Annotated in this window: 13 protein-coding genes and 1 pseudogene; 9 read left to right on the plus strand and 5 right to left on the minus strand. The window is 41.8% G+C overall.

Annotated features, from left to right (window positions below):
- Positions 1-58: 58 nt before the first annotated feature.
- The 3 genes from LPB68_RS13645 to LPB68_RS13655 are packed head-to-tail and all read right to left on the minus strand — an operon-like array spanning position 59 to position 3733.
- On the minus strand, positions 59-1162 hold the full coding sequence (locus tag LPB68_RS13645) for a Ger(x)C family spore germination protein (protein WP_068660312.1): 1104 nt from the start codon (positions 1160-1162) through the stop codon (positions 59-61).
- Positions 1155-2234, minus strand: coding sequence for a GerAB/ArcD/ProY family transporter (locus tag LPB68_RS13650; protein WP_068660310.1), 1080 nt, complete (start codon positions 2232-2234; stop codon positions 1155-1157). The genes LPB68_RS13645 and LPB68_RS13650 overlap by 8 nt, the downstream gene beginning before the upstream one ends.
- An 11-nt stretch (positions 2235-2245) precedes the next feature.
- Positions 2246-3733, minus strand: coding sequence for a spore germination protein (locus LPB68_RS13655; protein ID WP_082865789.1), 1488 nt, complete (start codon positions 3731-3733; stop codon positions 2246-2248).
- 215 nt (positions 3734-3948) lie between these two features.
- Here LPB68_RS13655 and LPB68_RS13660 point away from each other — a divergent pair, with 215 nt between their 5' ends.
- The 3 genes and pseudogenes from LPB68_RS13660 to LPB68_RS13670 all read left to right on the plus strand — a co-directional run.
- Positions 3949-4836, plus strand: coding sequence for an ABC transporter ATP-binding protein (locus LPB68_RS13660; protein WP_068660933.1), 888 nt, complete (start codon positions 3949-3951; stop codon positions 4834-4836).
- A 173-nt stretch (positions 4837-5009) separates the two neighbouring features.
- Positions 5010-5489, plus strand: a complete 480-nt coding sequence (locus LPB68_RS13665) for a glutathione peroxidase (RefSeq protein WP_068660308.1) — start codon at positions 5010-5012, stop codon at positions 5487-5489.
- Positions 5490-5671: 182 nt separating this feature from the next.
- A pseudogene (locus LPB68_RS13670) lies at positions 5672-6969 on the plus strand (formate--tetrahydrofolate ligase); the annotation flags it as partial.
- Between the two features lie 46 nt (positions 6970-7015).
- Here the strand turns inward: LPB68_RS13670 and LPB68_RS13675 are convergent.
- Positions 7016-7558, minus strand: a complete 543-nt coding sequence (locus tag LPB68_RS13675; RefSeq protein ID WP_068660304.1) for a chromate efflux transporter ChrA — start codon at positions 7556-7558, stop codon at positions 7016-7018.
- On the minus strand, positions 7555-8148 hold the full coding sequence (locus tag LPB68_RS13680) for a chromate efflux transporter ChrB (RefSeq protein WP_257786614.1): 594 nt from the start codon (positions 8146-8148) through the stop codon (positions 7555-7557). Before LPB68_RS13680 ends, LPB68_RS13675 begins: the two co-directional genes overlap by 4 nt.
- Positions 8149-8428: 280 nt before the next feature.
- On the opposite strand from LPB68_RS13680, the gene ggt reads away from it, so the two are divergent.
- From ggt to LPB68_RS13710, 6 genes are all read left to right on the plus strand, one after another.
- Positions 8429-10012 (plus strand): gamma-glutamyltransferase, encoded by a 1584-nt coding sequence (gene ggt, locus LPB68_RS13685; protein ID WP_068660300.1) that lies wholly within the window; start codon positions 8429-8431, stop codon positions 10010-10012.
- Between the two features lie 60 nt (positions 10013-10072).
- Positions 10073-11293 carry an amidase gene (locus tag LPB68_RS13690; protein WP_332455210.1) on the plus strand — a complete coding sequence of 407 codons (1221 nt, stop codon included), beginning with the start codon at positions 10073-10075 and terminating at the stop codon, positions 11291-11293.
- A gap of 199 nt (positions 11294-11492) precedes the next feature.
- Entirely contained in the window at positions 11493-13067 is a 1575-nt protein-coding gene (locus LPB68_RS13695; RefSeq protein WP_068660298.1) for a PucR family transcriptional regulator, read from the plus strand.
- A gap of 18 nt (positions 13068-13085) precedes the next feature.
- Positions 13086-14129, plus strand: a complete 1044-nt coding sequence (locus tag LPB68_RS13700; protein WP_068660296.1) for an XdhC family protein — start codon at positions 13086-13088, stop codon at positions 14127-14129.
- Positions 14065-14643, plus strand: a complete 579-nt coding sequence (locus tag LPB68_RS13705; RefSeq protein ID WP_082865788.1) for an NTP transferase domain-containing protein — start codon at positions 14065-14067, stop codon at positions 14641-14643. The genes LPB68_RS13700 and LPB68_RS13705 overlap by 65 nt, the downstream gene beginning before the upstream one ends.
- 276 nt (positions 14644-14919) lie before the next feature.
- On the plus strand, positions 14920-16086 hold the full coding sequence (locus LPB68_RS13710; protein WP_068660294.1) for a BMP family ABC transporter substrate-binding protein: 1167 nt from the start codon (positions 14920-14922) through the stop codon (positions 16084-16086).
- Positions 16087-16133 lie beyond the last annotated feature (47 nt).

Here is a 16133-nt window from a genome sequence, read left to right on the forward strand (position 1 = left end):
AAAAAGTGAAGGAGGGGATTCTATCGATTTTGGGTGTCTAATCGCCACAGCTTTTGAATTATCGTAGAAATCCATAATCCGTTATCTTTATATGCATATGACATTCGATGTTTACTAGGGGATATTGATCATGCCAATTTAATTTACTCCAATTGCTGTAAGGCATACTATTTCTGACATATGTACCTATGCCGAGACTATCTGCTTTCTTTTCTTGCAGGTATTTTATCACTTGTTGGGCCCTTTGAGTTGTTATTTCAGAGATCTCTTGCTCAAGTTTACGTCTGTCGGCATTATCACTTAGTTTTAATTCGCCGATGTACTCTGTTGCGGAAGCTAGCACATTTACATGGATCATTACTTTCATTTGATTATCATCATAAGTAACGTGAACCTTTTTTTTGCTGCTTATGGCAGTTAACGTAAGGGATTGACTTTCTTGAGTATCATTCGATAAATCAAAGTCGAGTTCACCTTGTTGTAGGTTGCCTCGAAGAAAAGCAAATATCATTAAGTCCTGTGGTTTAATCTTACCCACAACCTTGTCATCTTTAAAAAGGGCAACGCCATCCACACGGATACTTTCCCCGGCATCTTTAATCATGGGAGCAATAGGGTCAATCCCATCATCATAATAATCTCTTGTAAATGTGTATAAAGTGGTATTAGGTATGCTTTGACCCGCTGATTCTTTATGGATAAGGCGATCTATATATTTTCCTGTTGGTGGGAATTGTTTAAAGTTTTTTTCGAGCAAATTTCCAGCATCACCATTGACAATAATTATATTAATTCGATCTCCGATCGAGGGATCTCTCATTAGGGTATCTAGGTTATTCCGCAGACCCTCCTTACTTGCTATTGATTGACCAAATAGAGCGAGCCGTAATTGTCCGCTAACTAATGTAAGACTAGTTTGTTTATTTAAATTAATTCTTCCTCCTTTACTACTTTTAGATTCTGTCTTTAGAAAAATTCTGTTTGTTTTGATATCAGGATTTGAGACAGGAACACTAATTGCACTTTTTAATTGTCCCTCTGAACCTAAATCGTAAGCTACAGAGTGAGTGAATCCTACTTTCTCTAAAATTCGTTGGTCACTGCAACCTGTAAGAAGAATGATTAAGATAAGAATTGAAATGATATTACGGTTATTAATCATGTGTATTACCTCTCATTCTTTGTACAAGTAGAAGAAGAATTAAGATTATCGGGAGCCCGAAGGAGATGACCACTTCCGAATAACCTAAGTAGGTTAACCAGCGATCTATTTCATTTAGAGAATCAGGAATAAAGGAGATAAAGTAGGATATAGACAGGAGAATTAACGCGAGAAACTTATGATTGATTGGAAACATCCTGTAAGTCACTTCCTTGGCAGCCCACCAATACATTCCTGATGTGATAATGATGGAGAACAACATAAAGCCGAATAGTAAATTTTCTGTGCCCTGAAGAAAAGGGAGTTGAATGTAACCTAGAATATTTAAGAGAGGAAACTGAAGGTTCTTCAAATGTGCATGACCATAGAATCCGAAAGCCATAAAAGCGGTATATAAATATGTGATAGTAACCATGATATTGCTGACTTGGGCTGCTTTCATGAGTTTTGTTTGTTTATTGGTGTATGGGAAGAGAAACAGGCATAATTCAAAACCCAAAAAGCTTATTAAAATTGTAAAAAAACCATTTGTTGTAAAAGTTGCCTCGCGGAAAATAAAAGGGGTTAGCCTTGAAAATTCAAAGTCGCTATAAAGATAAAACAGTAATATTATCATCCAAATGATAAGCCAAAAAAAGACGGTCGCTGCCTTGGCTATATTGTATATACTCTTGATGATTAGAAAATAGGCAACCACATCAATCACTAATTTAAATACCATTGGATGTGTCGTTGGGAAAGCATGCATTTTAAATATAAGTACGTATTGCTTGCTAACTAAGCAACCGAGAATAGCAAATATAAAGATTAATGCGAGATAAAGTGGATATATTATGAACTTTGGAATGGACTTCTCTAGGATATCAAGAATGGATTTCCCCTTTCCTAACCGATAGACAGCAGAGATTAAGAAAAGATTTAGTGATACGATAATAGAAACTAGGATTAATGACAGCCACCCATTGGTACCAAAGTGTTGAGCTAAAAGGCGGGGAAGCGTGATAATGATTGCACCTGTTTGTGTCATATAAAGAAGTATAGTTACGTGAAATTGAGATAATTTTTCTTTCATTCAACCCATCCTTACTTTCTTATCTTATTTTTAACCTTATTAAGTGGCTTGCCCTGAGTAGGTCTTTTCTTGAGGAACCTAAAAGGCGCAATAATAAATAAATCCTTCCAGTCACCGGGTTTAAAGGGAGCAATGGGCGTGAGATAAGAAGAATTAAGACTGGTAAGACCACTTAAATGAATCACGATGGCGGAAAGACCGATAGCGATTCCGAAATTCCCCCAAATCCCTGCTAGAAGAATTAGACCAAAGCGGAGAAGACGAATGGAAGCACTCATGACATAGGCAGGAGTAACAAAAGATGCAATAGCAGACGAAGCTACTGCAATGATGAGTATGTTGCTTGTCAGACCTGCTTGCACGGATGCTTGTCCGATCACGATACCACCAACGATACCAATGGTTTGACCGATCTTGGAAGGCAATCGGGCACCGGCCTCACGCAGAAGTTCAATCGTTACTTCCATGAACAATGCTTCAAAGATTGGAGGGAAGGGAACCTTACTCCGTGATTCGACCAGTGTCATAAGTAGATTCTCTGGAATCATTTCGTAATGATATGTTGTCACTGAAACGTATAATGCAGTAAATAACAGCGTAATAATGAGTGCGACGAACCTTAATAAGCGACTTGCGCTGCCAAGTAACCAACGTTGATTATAATCATCAGAAGATGCGAAATACTCAACGAAAGAGGTAGGCGCACTAAATGCCGAAGGGCTACCGTCCACAATTCCAACAATTCTTCCACCAACCAATTTCGATGCCATCGCCTCTGGACGTTCCGAAGTGAGAAATTGTGGGAAAACGGAGTACGGGTCATCATCTATGAATTGAAGTAACATATTCGTATCGAAGACGGAATCGACTTCAATATTGCTTATCCTAGTAATAGCTTCATTAACAAAATCCATATTAGCGATATCTTTGATGTACAGAAGATAGATATTTGTTTTGGTTACCTCCCCTACGGAGAGTTGAATTACTTTCAAATGAGAACTTTTTATTCGTTGACGAATAAGAGATAAATTAATGCCCGCTTGTTCGGTGAAAGCATCATGTGGGCCTGTAATGACCGTTTCCGTTTCGGATGGTTGTACAGTACGAGATTTAAGACCAAAGACATCCACAAGATAAGCATCTTGCCGAAAGAAGGTAGCTACTCGTCCAGATAAAATCCCGATAATCAATTCCTTAGCATCTGTAACTAAGGAATACTGAGATTGCTCTAATAATGTTGGGATATCCTCAAAACTTTGTACGGTTAAAAGGGGATGCATGACTTCTCGATATAGCTTATCTTGATCCACTTGATGACTGAAATATATTAGATCAATCCCAATATCCGGATAATTCCTGTGGGTCAGATCGATACAATCTTGAAACTCAGACAGTATATGCGAAAGAGAAGGTTTTGCGGATGAATCGTCAAGTTTCGGAGTGGAAGGGGCTGAAGTATCTTGTTTCTTGTTCTGCAATATTCGTTTGAAGAAATTCACAAAAGCACACGCTCCTGACTGACTAAAGATAGATATATTTCACTATGCCCGTATAATCGAAACGTTAAACCTTGTGAACATCCTATGAAGGTAGAGGATGAATCCTTTCTGGTGATCTCTGTAGTGGATTAAAAATAATGCTTGACAATGATAATGATTCTCAATATCATGATAATAATAAGAGTAATATATCCTTGGCTGAAGAGGGTGATGAGTTGTTTCGATTAAATACTGTTCAATTGGATATCGCATATGAGCATCGTACGATAGTAGAAGATTTAAATATACAAATACCGGATGGACAAATAACAGCACTAGTTGGAGCGAATGGCTCTGGCAAATCAACTATACTTAAAGCTATGGCTCGGATTATGCAACCTAAGGGTGGTAGTGTTCTGCTAGATGGTAAATCTATTCACAAGCAGTCTACAAGAGAAGTTGCTAAGCAAATGGCTATATTGCCACAAAACCCAACTGCTCCTGAAGGACTCACCGTAACGGAATTAGTATCTTTTGGTCGCTTTCCTTATCAGAAGGGATTCGGTTCTCTTAAGGCAGAAGATAAAGAGATGGTAGAATGGGCTATAGAAGTAACTGGAATGGTTGATTTCCATGATCGTCCTATCGATCAATTATCAGGTGGTCAACGTCAGCGTGCATGGATTGCGATGGCTTTGGCTCAGGATACAGATATTCTATTTCTGGATGAACCAACAACATTTCTAGATATGGCTCACCAATTGGAAGTACTACATCTTCTAGAACATTTGAACCGTACAGCTAAACGTACGATTGTCATGGTTGTACATGATTTGAACCATGCTTCTCGATATGCACAACATATGATTGCTATTAAGCATGGTAAGGCGATAGCAGCGGGCTCACCTGTGGAAGTCATGACAGCAGAAGTGTTGCGTGAAGTATTTGGAATTGAAGCTGATATCGTTGAGGATCCGCGTTCAGGACTTCCACTTTGTCTACCATTTGCATTGGTTGGGCAAGCGATGGCGCTAGACCAAATGAATCGTTCTAAATCTTTAAAGGTGGATTTGCATATAGATGAACAACACAAAGATGAAATTCGTAGAGCGTCAGGTAATTAATCAGAAGCACAGCATAATAGGATATATATTGAGGTTGAGTATCTGAGTTAGTTCAATCATTGCGATGAAGGCTAATTTGGAGACTAGACCTTTTTCCTATATGATGAATAAATAGATTGAAATTGATACTTTAAATTTGGTCTGTTATTATCACGAAAGCGAGGGATCTACCTATGTCAGTGTTTGAATTTACAGCAATGACTCCTGCGAACAAGGAGGAATCTTTAGAGCAATATAAAGGTAAGGTGCTTATTATTGCCAATACAGCTAGCAAGTGTGGATTAACGCCACAGTATGGAGATCTGGAAAAGATTTATAAAGAATACAAAGAACAAGGCTTAGTAATTTTAGGGTTTCCGTGTAATCAATTTGGTGCGCAAGAGCCAGGTACTAGTGAAGAGGCGGAAGATTTCTGCCAAGTAAACTATGGTGTAACTTTCCCGATTTTCGCAAAAGTTGAGGTGAATGGCGAAGGAACACATTCATTATTTCAGTATTTGAAGGAGCAACAATCCGGTGAGGGAGAAGATAGCGCTATCCAATGGAATTTCACTAAATTCTTGGTGAACCGTGAAGGTGAAGTGGTGGGGCGCTTCGAACCGAAGACTTCACCTGAAGTCATGGTTGCGGATATTAAGAAGTTACTCTCATAAGTTCTCCTATATCAATTGTACGTACAAAGAAGAGACCTAACAGGTTTGATTGTTAGGCCTCTTCTTTGTGCATATCCGATTCTGCTTGATAGATTAGGATGAATTGAGATGTTTGATATATTTTTCACAAGGTTTATTCGGGTATAATACTTTGTATATAAAGATGATTATTGGAGGGTTCGACACCTGCTGGTGAAGGAAAAACATTAACTACGATAGGCCTTACACAGGCATTGAATGCGATAGGTGAGACAACGATTGCGGCACTTCGTGAGCCTTCACTGGGTCCGTGTTTGGAATGAAGGGCGGAGCCACAGGAAGTGGTAAAGCGCAGCTTGTTCCGGCAGATGATATCAATCTACATTTCACTGGAGATATTCATGCTGTGACATCAGCACATAATTTACTATCGGCGATGGTTGATAACCATATGTTTCATGGGAATGTATTGCGATTGAATCCAGGACGAATTGTCTGGAAAAGAGTCATGGATATGAATGATCGGAGCCTGCGTCATATTGTGACAGGGTTAGGCAGTGGTAATGGCCATGCAAGAGAAGCGATAATAGCAGCTCAAATAGGTGCGGTGGACGCGATGATTGTCCTGCTTAAGGAAGCGATAAAACCGAATCTCGTACAGACCATAGAGGGTACTCCAGTGATGATTCATGGGGGACCTTTTGCCAATATCGCTCATGGTTGTAGTAGTCTAATTGGAACGCGTTTGGCTTTGAAACTAGCCAAGCTTGTTGTGACAGAAGCTGGTTTCGGGGCGGATCTTGGGGCTGAGAAGTTCTTTGATATCAAATGCCGCCAATCGGGGCTTAGTCCTGTAGCAGCAGTGCTTGTTATTACGGTGAAGGCACTTAAATATAATGGCGGAGTTCCGAACCATGAGTTGAATCTTTCGAATACAGATGCACTTATGTTAGGGCTATCTAATATGGACAGACATATCGAGAACCTTCGCAAATTCGGGGTTCCTGTTATGGTTGCTATTAATCATTACGCAGATGATATCTCTGGTGAAGTAGATCTTGTTAAGGAACGTTGTTGCCAACTTGGGGTTCCTGTAGAAGTCTCAAATGTATGGGCAGAGGGTAGTGAAGGCGGGAAGAAACTTGCAGAGAAGTTGGTTGAGCTTTTGAATCATCAGAAAGCCCATTTTGTACCATTATATGAAGATGAATTGGATATTCGTTCGAAGATTGAAAGGGCGGTTAAGGAGATTTATCGACTTGGGTATGGAAATCTGTCTGTATGTATGGCGAAGACACCGTATTCGTTCTCGGATCAACCTCGACTGTTGGGTGCGCCTAAAGGTTTTAACATCCATGTAACGGATATTTCCTTATCAGCAGGAGCGGGCTTTGTTGTTGTTCAAACAGACAATATTATGACAATGCCGGGACTACCTAAGACACCTGCGGCTGAGCATATTGCTCTAGATGAACAGGGTATCATACATGGATTGTTCTGATGCTGATGAACACAGCTAGATCAAGGAAAGACCATTTCCAATATACCTAAACGGTATATTGGAGTACGAGTCCACCGTAAACAAACGCGGCAAGTATCACTAAAGCGGGATGAATCTTTAAACGCTGTATAGCAAAGAATGCAATTGCGGCTATGATTAGCGTCTGCCAGATTCCGATGGATTCGGCAGGGCTTTTTGCCATTTGCCATGTGAGAACAGCCATCATAACAGCTATAACCGGCTGTACAAGCAAGGTCATTCCTTTTACTACGGTAGAGTGCCGATATTTCTGCATAATCTGAAGCAGTATGATCAATGCGGTGGCGGAAGGGACGATTGTAGCTAGAAGAGTAACGAATATTCCAAGCCATCCGTATACATCATAACCGACATATGCAGCAATCTTGGTAGCGATTGGACCGGGTAGCGCATTGGCAAGTGCTAACATATTAGAGAATTCTTCATCAGTAAGCCAACCATAATGTGGAACAATTTCCTCATACATAAGCGGGATCGAGGCAGGCCCACCACCGTATCCAAGTGCATTGGCCATGAAGAATCCATAAATTAATTGAAGTAAATCTATCATGATGTCTCACCCTCTTTATCTTGTTTACGCTTAACCTTTGCAATAGCCCGATAATGTATCGTTCCATAAGCTAGAAAGAGCACAATAACAATAGCTGGGTGCAGTTGAACAACTTCAAGTAATATCAACGCTAACAGGAAGAAAGATAGACCTAACCACTTACCTAATCCTTTATAGGCTTTTTGAGCAAATTCGTAAGCCATCAGTCCCAGCATCACGGCAATAACAGGCGATACTCCTGCAATCATGCCTGCAACAACTTTAGAGCCACTTAGATAATTTATCGCGGACAAGAGAGCAATCATAGCAATACAACTTGGTAATATATGAGCGAGTACGGAAACGATAGCTCCTCGTACGCCTTTTAATTTATAGCCGAGATAAGCAGCCATTTTGGTTGCAATCGGACCTGGTAAGGCATTTGCAATCGCTAATGTTTCCCCGAATTCATCATCATTCAACCAGTCATATCGCATGACAGCATCATGACGTATGAGTGGAATAACAGAAGGCCCCCCTCCGTAACCAAGAATCCCTGTTTTGAACATAGAAGTTGCTAATTGTATATAGTCATTTTGTGTTGATTTCACATGATACCCTCCTTGGACAAACCTCATCCATTATTACTTATACCATACAATTCGTTTGTAATCATCTATATCATATTCCTTTATATTATATTTCTTTATACCTAACAGGTGGGTAAAGTTTGTGCATCAATCACAAATAACGCTTGGAGAATTTACGTGCTCTGATAATTCATTGACTTGAATTTTATCGTAATGTTAAATGACATTAATTATAACTGTTAACGGGAGTGGATGGTTAATAGTATTCTCATATGGATTATGTCTGAGGGGGAAGGGAAATATGTTAGGGAAACCAGTTATCGGTACAAAAACTATGGTTGTCAGTCCCCATTATCTAGCCTCAGCAGCGGGTGCAAGGATCCTTGAACAGGGTGGCAACGCCTATGATGCTGCTGTCGCTGTGAGTGCTTGTCTAGCAGTAGTATATCCTCATATGACGGGACTAGGTGGTGATGCCTTTTGGTTGACCTACTGTACAGATGAAGGTCAGGTTCGTGCTTATAACGGTAGTGGGAGATCCGCCTATGGTGTCAGTCGTGATAGCTACGAGGGTGAATCCTCAATTCCAAAGCGTGGTATTCGCAGTGCGATTACAGTTCCGGGCATGGTCGATAGTTGGGATGCTATCCTCCAGCAATATGGGCGACTGACTCTATCTGAGGTATTAGTGCCAGCGCTAGAATATGCTTTAGAGGGATTTCCACTATCACCAGATCAATGGAGCAATTGTCATCAGGCTGAAGCATCCTTGATTGCCGAACCATTGGCATCCGCTATATATATTCCTGGTGGAAGAATACCGCATGCCGGTGAAAGATTTGTGCAACTCCAATTGGCCACTACATTACGGAAGATCAGGGAGGGAGGCCGAGATGCCTTTTATAAAGGGGAGATCGCTGCAACGATCTCAGATTATATGTTCAAATCGGGAGGTTTCCTTACCCGAGAGGACTTCGCAGATCACAAAGGAAACTGGGTAGAGCCCATTTCAACAGATTACCAAGGATATACCGTTTATCAGGTACCACCCAATTCACAAGGATTCACGGCACTTATGAGTCTCAATATATTAGAGAATTTTAATTTCAAAGGAATAGAGCATGGTTCTTACGAGTATTTCCACTTACTTGTGGAAGCGCTGAAGCTTAGTTTTCGAGATCGCGATCAAGTACTCACAGACCCTGCATTCAGTCATATTCCCTTGGGTATACTTCTGAACAAAAGTTATTCTGCGAAACTGGCATCAACCATTTCATTTCAGGAAGCATCAAAGATGACAAGTGAGCCCGTTGGACGGGATACTGCATACGCGGCGGTAGTGGATGAAGAAGGGAATGCCGTTTCTTTCATACAAAGTTTGTATTTCGAATTTGGTTCGGGAGTCGTTGCAGGAGATACAGGGATATTACTTCAGAATAGAGGATCCTTCTTCTCATTAGATCCACTAGCGATTAATACGCTGGAGCCGCATAAGCGGACTTTTCACACATTGATGCCTGCTATGGCATGTAAAAACGGGAAGCCTGCGATTTTGTATGGAACACAGGGGGGAGAAGGGCAACCGCAGACCCAGACAATGTTGCTCACACGTATGCTACATTACGGTATGAACCCGCAACAAGCTGTGGAGGAACCGAGATTTGTATGGGGGAGAACTTGGGGAGAACCTACAAATGAACTGAAATTGGAAAGTCGAGTACCTGAATTCATTCGAAGAGAGCTAGCAGCTGCAGGTCATATCGTTCGTACAGTTGGGGCATACGATGGTATTGTTGGGCATGCTCACATGATAGGAATAGATGCGAATGGATTCCGTCAGGGTGGCAGTGATCCTCGGTGTGACGGAGCTGCAATCGGATGGTGAAGAAACAGGGAAATACAAGTTATGAAATGGTATGTGCATGACATTGATAGAGGGGGGGGGATGAAGGTCGTGGATAATCGCTATGGAGCGTTTATAACTCCAGAGTTAAACGTTATGCCAATGAGACGAGGATATTTGGATGGCTTGGTATTTGCAGTAAAAGATGTATTTGCAATTACAGATCACAGATCTTCTGCGGGCAATCCGGATTGGCTACGGTCACATGAAGCATCTTCCTATCACGCGGATGTCGTTACAAAGTTACTACTAGCGGGTGCATCGCTGAGAGGTGTTACTCATACGGATGAACTTATGTATAGTCTTGGGGGAGAGAACTATCATTATGGTACACCCACGAATCCAAGGGCACCTGGGCGAATTCCGGGTGGTTCTTCTAGCGGTTCTGCCGTTGCGGTTGCCTCAGGCGGTGTAGATTTTGCACTGGGGACGGATACGGGAGGATCTATTCGTGTTCCATCTTCTTATTGTGGAGTTTTCGGCTTTCGTCCGACGTATGGAGCTATAGGGATGGATGGAGTCATACCTCTATCACCAAGCTTCGATACCGTAGGCTGGATGGCGGATAAAGCGGAACTGCTTTATAAGGTTGGGAAGGTGCTACTTGAAAGCGGAAATAGTGAGAATGAGAACAGTGTGGTCGTGAGTAGAAGCCAATCGTTCAGGAAGTCAATGGAGCGTATTGTCATACCTACAGATGCTTGGGCTCTTGCAGGGAAGGGAAGTTCAGAAAGTCTATACAACGCTCTTGCAATTCTTCAACAAGATGTAACCAGTACAACGGAGATTGTTGAACTTGCGCCAGAGGGGTTGAAGAAGTGGATGGATGCCTTCCGTGAGTTGCAGGGTGATGAAATATGGACAACGCATGGCGAGTGGATTCAACGAGAACACCCTCAGTTTGGATCTGATATTGCAGAACGTTTCACCTGGGCATCACAACAGCAGGGGAAGGATCATACATCGGCGAGGGCCCTCCGAGCAGAAGTGACATCTCAATTGAGGCGTATGTTGGGGCAGAGTAGTTGTATTGTTATACCAACAGTACCAGAGGCTGCACCATTGTGTGGAGGAGATGATCGACAATTAGAGATGAATCGAAGTGGTGCGATGAAGTTATGCTGCATCGCTGGTCTTGCTGGCTTACCGCAGGTAACTGTCCCTATAACTGGAGAACATGGTCTGCCTTTAGGTCTCTCCATTATCGGGGGACACGGCCAGGACTTACGACTATTGTCATGGATCAAAGAAATTTGGAAATAAGATATGTTTGTAATAAGGACTTTCAGTTCCGCTAGGAGGGGAACTGAAAGTCCTTATTTTTTCAACATTATAGTATGTTATATTTTATTACGTCAATTAAAATATATTATTTATTTCATATATCAAAAGTGATAATTTTTGTATATAATGTCACATAAGATAACATGTAATAAATATAGTTGTAAAAAGGAGGGGTGGTATGCATCTTACAGTTGAAGAAGCGTTATCCATTTATCCTCTATCTGAAGCGAAACTTATAGCTGGATCCAAGGGGAAACATCGAATGATCAAATCGATCAATGTGATGGATGCCCCTGATATTTCAGATTGGATCAAAGAAGGCGAAATGCTACTTACGACAGCATATTTAATAAAGGATAGTTTGAAGGATGCATCAGCATTACTACAGACATTGAACCGGCGAGGGGCCTCAGGATTGGGCATCAAGTTAGGACGATTCTGGGATTCAATTCCGGAAGAGTTGATTATAGAGGCAGAGAAATTAAACTTCCCATTAATCGAATTGCCTTTTCAGTTTACATTCTCCGATCAGATGAACGGTTTGTTCCGAGCAGAACTAATTCGTAAAACAAGTACCATGCAGACAGAGATAGAAAAACAACGGAAGTTGATGCAATTTGCACTTCGTACGAATCGCGTTCAACCGCTCTTTGACTCTATGTCTGAAGTGATGGCTCATCCCATTGCAGTGATTAACGCTCGCGGAGGTATCATCTTCAACAATTCTCAGTTTAATGAAGCGCCACTCCTCATCGGATGGCCTTGGTTAGGTAAGAGCCAACGTGTTCGTATAGGTGAAGGGGTAGGGCTTCGCTTACCACTCATGCAAGGGGAGGAGTGTATAGGATATTTAATCTACTTCGAGATAGATCCACTGATGCTCCCAGTCGAAGAGAATTTATTCATTCAAGGAGCTGAATTGATTTCTTTTCATATCCAATCGGGGTACGAAGATTGTCTGGAACCTGATCTGCAAAGGGAATTCGGAAGCATGGTGAAACGTTGCCTGAATGGGGGGATATCCTGCACAGAACTTGCTCAGGTCGCGGCAAAGTTAGAAATTGAACTGCTTCAATCACCATTTCAGCTACTTCTGACGGAAACATCGACATCGGAGAAATCACAACAGGGAGAATTATTGCGTTTGAAAGATGAGTATATGAAACACTCGTTGCAACAGGAGATGAAAGGGATTCATATCGTTGTAAATGAAGGTTTGCTATCGATATACCCCGTGGATAGACAGAACCCTGAGAACCTTATGATGGTGGTCAAGGAATGCTTTCAGAAGATGGGATTGATAGATGGGGGTAGTCCACGGGCGGCTATCAGTAACCGTAAAACGGAACCGGAAGGTATAAAGGAAGCTTTTGAAGAGGTAAAGAAGTGTTTAAATCGTCCACAGCATTGGGGAATGAATGAGCAAGTGGTACATTATCGCCAACTTGAGATCACATTGATGTTACAGAACGTCCCAACGGATATGATGCGTAAGTTCTGCGATGGTAATCTTGGTGATCTGTTGAGTCGGGAACCAGAGTATGTGCGGGAAATGCTACATACGTTGGAAGTCTATCTTGACAATGATGGCCACATTAATGAGACGGCAAAAAAGTTATTTATCCATCGCAATACAGCAACCTATCGAATTGAGAAGCTTAGTGAGCTTCTGGATGTTGATTTAAAAAAGATAAATGATTTATTACGGTTACGGCTTGTATTTATGTTTCGCAGAATGCTGGATCGAGAATGAAGGAGGGTGAGCGTAGATATGTATGATATCATTTTGCATCTGAAGAACAATGATTCTCCTGCTGTGCTTGCTACTCTAATTGGTGTTGAGGGACACTCCTATCGCAAGGTGGGTGCGGTTATGTTGTTTTTTGAAGAAGGTATGCTGGGAAGTCTTAGTCCTGGATGTCTGGAGAGTGACTTGCAGCTTCGAACTGAAGAAATATGGAAGTCAGGGATGCCGGAAATGGTGGAGTACGACATGCTTTCTTCGGACGATTTATCTTGGGGGGAAGTTATGGGTTGTGGAGGTAGGATTAAAGTGTTGCTTGAACCCGTCCGGGGAGAGTTGAGACAATTACTGGTTAAAGCTTATGCACGAATAGCAAGGGGAGAAATCTTAATTCTACAACGAGAGTCAAACGATCATGGATATTCTTACCGTCTGGTATCAGCGACGACTACATCATCACAAGGTGATCACACTAATTTTAGTACGCTGTTGGAGCCTAAGCCACGGCTTGTTATCTTTGGGGGCAGTCATGATGCGGGTCCAATAGCAGAGCTTGCCGAAAGAGTAGGCTTCAGAATAACTGTTGCTGATTGGCGTGAAGGCAGCTTACACAATAAGTTTCCTGGTGCAGAGAAATTCATCTGTCATCCTATGGAAATGGTTGGTCAGATGGGGATTGGGTGTGAGGATTATGTGCTAATTTGCAGTCATCATTTCCAGAGAGATCGTCAGTTTTTAGAAAGTTTAATACCCGTGAATCCCCACTACATCGGAATTGTTGGTTCTACGACGCGAATTAGTCGGCTTCTGGAAGGAATAGATGCTCCTGCATCGTTGCACGCTCCGGTTGGAATTTCTATTGGTGGGCAAGGCCCGGAAGAAATTGCAGTCAGTATCGTTGCTGAAATGATTCGAGTAAGAAGGTTAGGTTTGGCGAATCTGTCCAAAGGAGTGGAGTTCATTGAATATAGCAGGCATCTATCTGGCAGCGGGACAAAGCAAAAGAATGGGTATTCCCAAAGTCTCTCTGAAGTTGTCGCATGGGATTCACCTTGGGAGTGTCGCGCTTAGAAAGTTTGAATCCTGCAGGCTGGTGTCATTGGTAGTGGTTGTGCGCGTTGGTGATCAGTTGGACTGGTTGCCCCCGAGCTCTCAGCGGCCGTGTGTAAGATGGATAGAGACATGTGTGAATGCTCATTTAGGGATGTCTTATTCCTTGCGTTGTGGGCTTAATTCAGTACGATCAACACAACCAGACGCAGTTATTATTGTGCTTGCCGATCAACCCTTTATTACTGCGAAGCTTGTCAATCACTTAATTGATACATTTGAGAATTCGCCAGAGCTAGATTATGTAGCCAATGCATATGGGGGTGTGATTATGCCACCTGTATTGATCTCGCGAAGACTATTTAATGCTATTCAAAGTTTAGAAGGCGATCAAGGAGCATCTGTTCTCCTACGTTCACCGGAATGTCGAGGAGTAGTTATTGAAGCAGATTCTTCACTTTATTTCATGGACGCGGATACGCGTAAGGATTTCGAGACGATTGTCACTCAATGGACTCTGAATACAGATAGATAAGGCTGAAATAGTTAAAATTAGATTGTATGTTATGTAATGTTACATAAAATAGGTAATAAGGAACCTGAATAAGGCATGATGCACAATAGAACTCTCTTTTTTTATTAAAAAACACAAACGTATGTTATATAAATTTACGTCATCGCCGTACCTCAGTATAGTAGAGATATACTATTGGTAATAGCAGATGAATCCACGGTATGCCTCGTGGAGATGATCAGAGGATTATGTTGACTAAGGGAGTTCAAATTTGTATTGCATTGGAGGAGGAGAACTATGATAAAAAGGGGTCGAAGATTCTCTATCAACATGTTGCTAATGGTTGTTCTAGCGGTTGTAATAACGGGTTGTGGCAGTAACAATGCTATATCAAACAGTACTACAGAGGTAGAAGCTACAAATTCGGGTACATCAACGGGAGAGAATGCGAGTACTACAGAACCGGTTGTAGAAAAACCTAAGGTGGCTTTCGTGTATATAGGTCCTCCGGGTGACGGTGGGTATACCTATCAGCATGACCAAGGTCGTCTCTATATGGAGAAGGAACTTGGAATTACAGCAGACTACGTTGAGAATGTTCCGGAAAGTGCGGATGCTGAACGGATCATAACAGAATTAGCACAATCTCATGATATCGTGTTTACGACAAGTTTTGGATATATGGATTTCACGCTTAATGTAGCTAGTAAGTTTCCGAATGTGAAATTCTTACATGCATCAGGATACAAGACCGCTGAGAACATGGGGACTTATTTCGGTAAGAATTATCAAGCAAGTTATCTTTCCGGTATAGCAGCTGGCACAATGACGAAGAACAATCATCTGGGTTATGTCGGTGCATTTCCGATCAGTGAAGTTATTTATAACCTCAATGCCTTTACGCTTGGTGCGCAAAGTGTGAACTCTGATATTTTTGTCGATGTGGTGTGGACCAATACATGGTATGACCCGACAACAGAACGTCAAGCGGCGATTAGCCTTTTGGATAAGGGTGCAGATGTATTGTTAGCTTATCAAGATTCACCTGCAACCTTACAAGCGGCCGCTGAACGGGATGCCTTTGCTGGAGGTAACGATTCAGATATGAGTCAATATGCACCAGATCATTATTTAACAAATCCAGTGTGGAACTGGGGTCCGTATTATGTAAAAGCTGTGCAATCGGTCATGGATGGAACATGGAGTAATGAACAGTACTCAGGAGATATGGCTGATGGTATGGTTGAACTTGCACCGTTTGGTAATAAGGTTCCAGAAGATGTGAAGGCATTAGTGGAAGAGGCGAAAGCCAAGATCATTAGTGGTGAACTAGAAGTATTCACAGGCCCGTTAACGGATAATCAAGGCACTGTGCAAGTATCAGAGGGTCAGGCGATGACACTTGAAGAAGTGTTGGGAATGAACTGGTTGATTAAAGGTGTAGAAGGCACAATTCCTCAATAAAAAACAAAGATCATAGTATTCGGTACATCTACCATAGGTGGAGTGGG

It is taken from the genome of Paenibacillus crassostreae (genome assembly GCF_001857945.1).
GTDB lineage: Bacteria > Bacillota > Bacilli > Paenibacillales > Paenibacillaceae > Paenibacillus_AQ > Paenibacillus_AQ crassostreae.

Coding starts and splice junctions, on each gene's coding strand:
- LPB68_RS13695 (WP_068660298.1), top strand. CDS start 11,493: ATGCATCTTACAGTTGAAGAAGCGTTATCCATTTATCCTCTATCTGAA.
- LPB68_RS13690 (WP_332455210.1), top strand. CDS start 10,073: ATGAAGGTCGTGGATAATCGCTATGGAGCGTTTATAACTCCAGAGTTA.
- LPB68_RS13710 (WP_068660294.1), top strand. CDS start 14,920: ATGATAAAAAGGGGTCGAAGATTCTCTATCAACATGTTGCTAATGGTT.
- ggt (WP_068660300.1), top strand. CDS start 8,429: ATGTTAGGGAAACCAGTTATCGGTACAAAAACTATGGTTGTCAGTCCC.
- LPB68_RS13650 (WP_068660310.1), bottom strand. CDS start 2,234: ATGAAAGAAAAATTATCTCAATTTCACGTAACTATACTTCTTTATATG.
- LPB68_RS13665 (WP_068660308.1), top strand. CDS start 5,010: ATGTCAGTGTTTGAATTTACAGCAATGACTCCTGCGAACAAGGAGGAA.
- LPB68_RS13705 (WP_082865788.1), top strand. CDS start 14,065: ATGGGTATTCCCAAAGTCTCTCTGAAGTTGTCGCATGGGATTCACCTT.
- LPB68_RS13700 (WP_068660296.1), top strand. CDS start 13,086: ATGTATGATATCATTTTGCATCTGAAGAACAATGATTCTCCTGCTGTG.
- LPB68_RS13675 (WP_068660304.1), bottom strand. CDS start 7,558: ATGATAGATTTACTTCAATTAATTTATGGATTCTTCATGGCCAATGCA.
- LPB68_RS13645 (WP_068660312.1), bottom strand. CDS start 1,162: ATGATTAATAACCGTAATATCATTTCAATTCTTATCTTAATCATTCTT.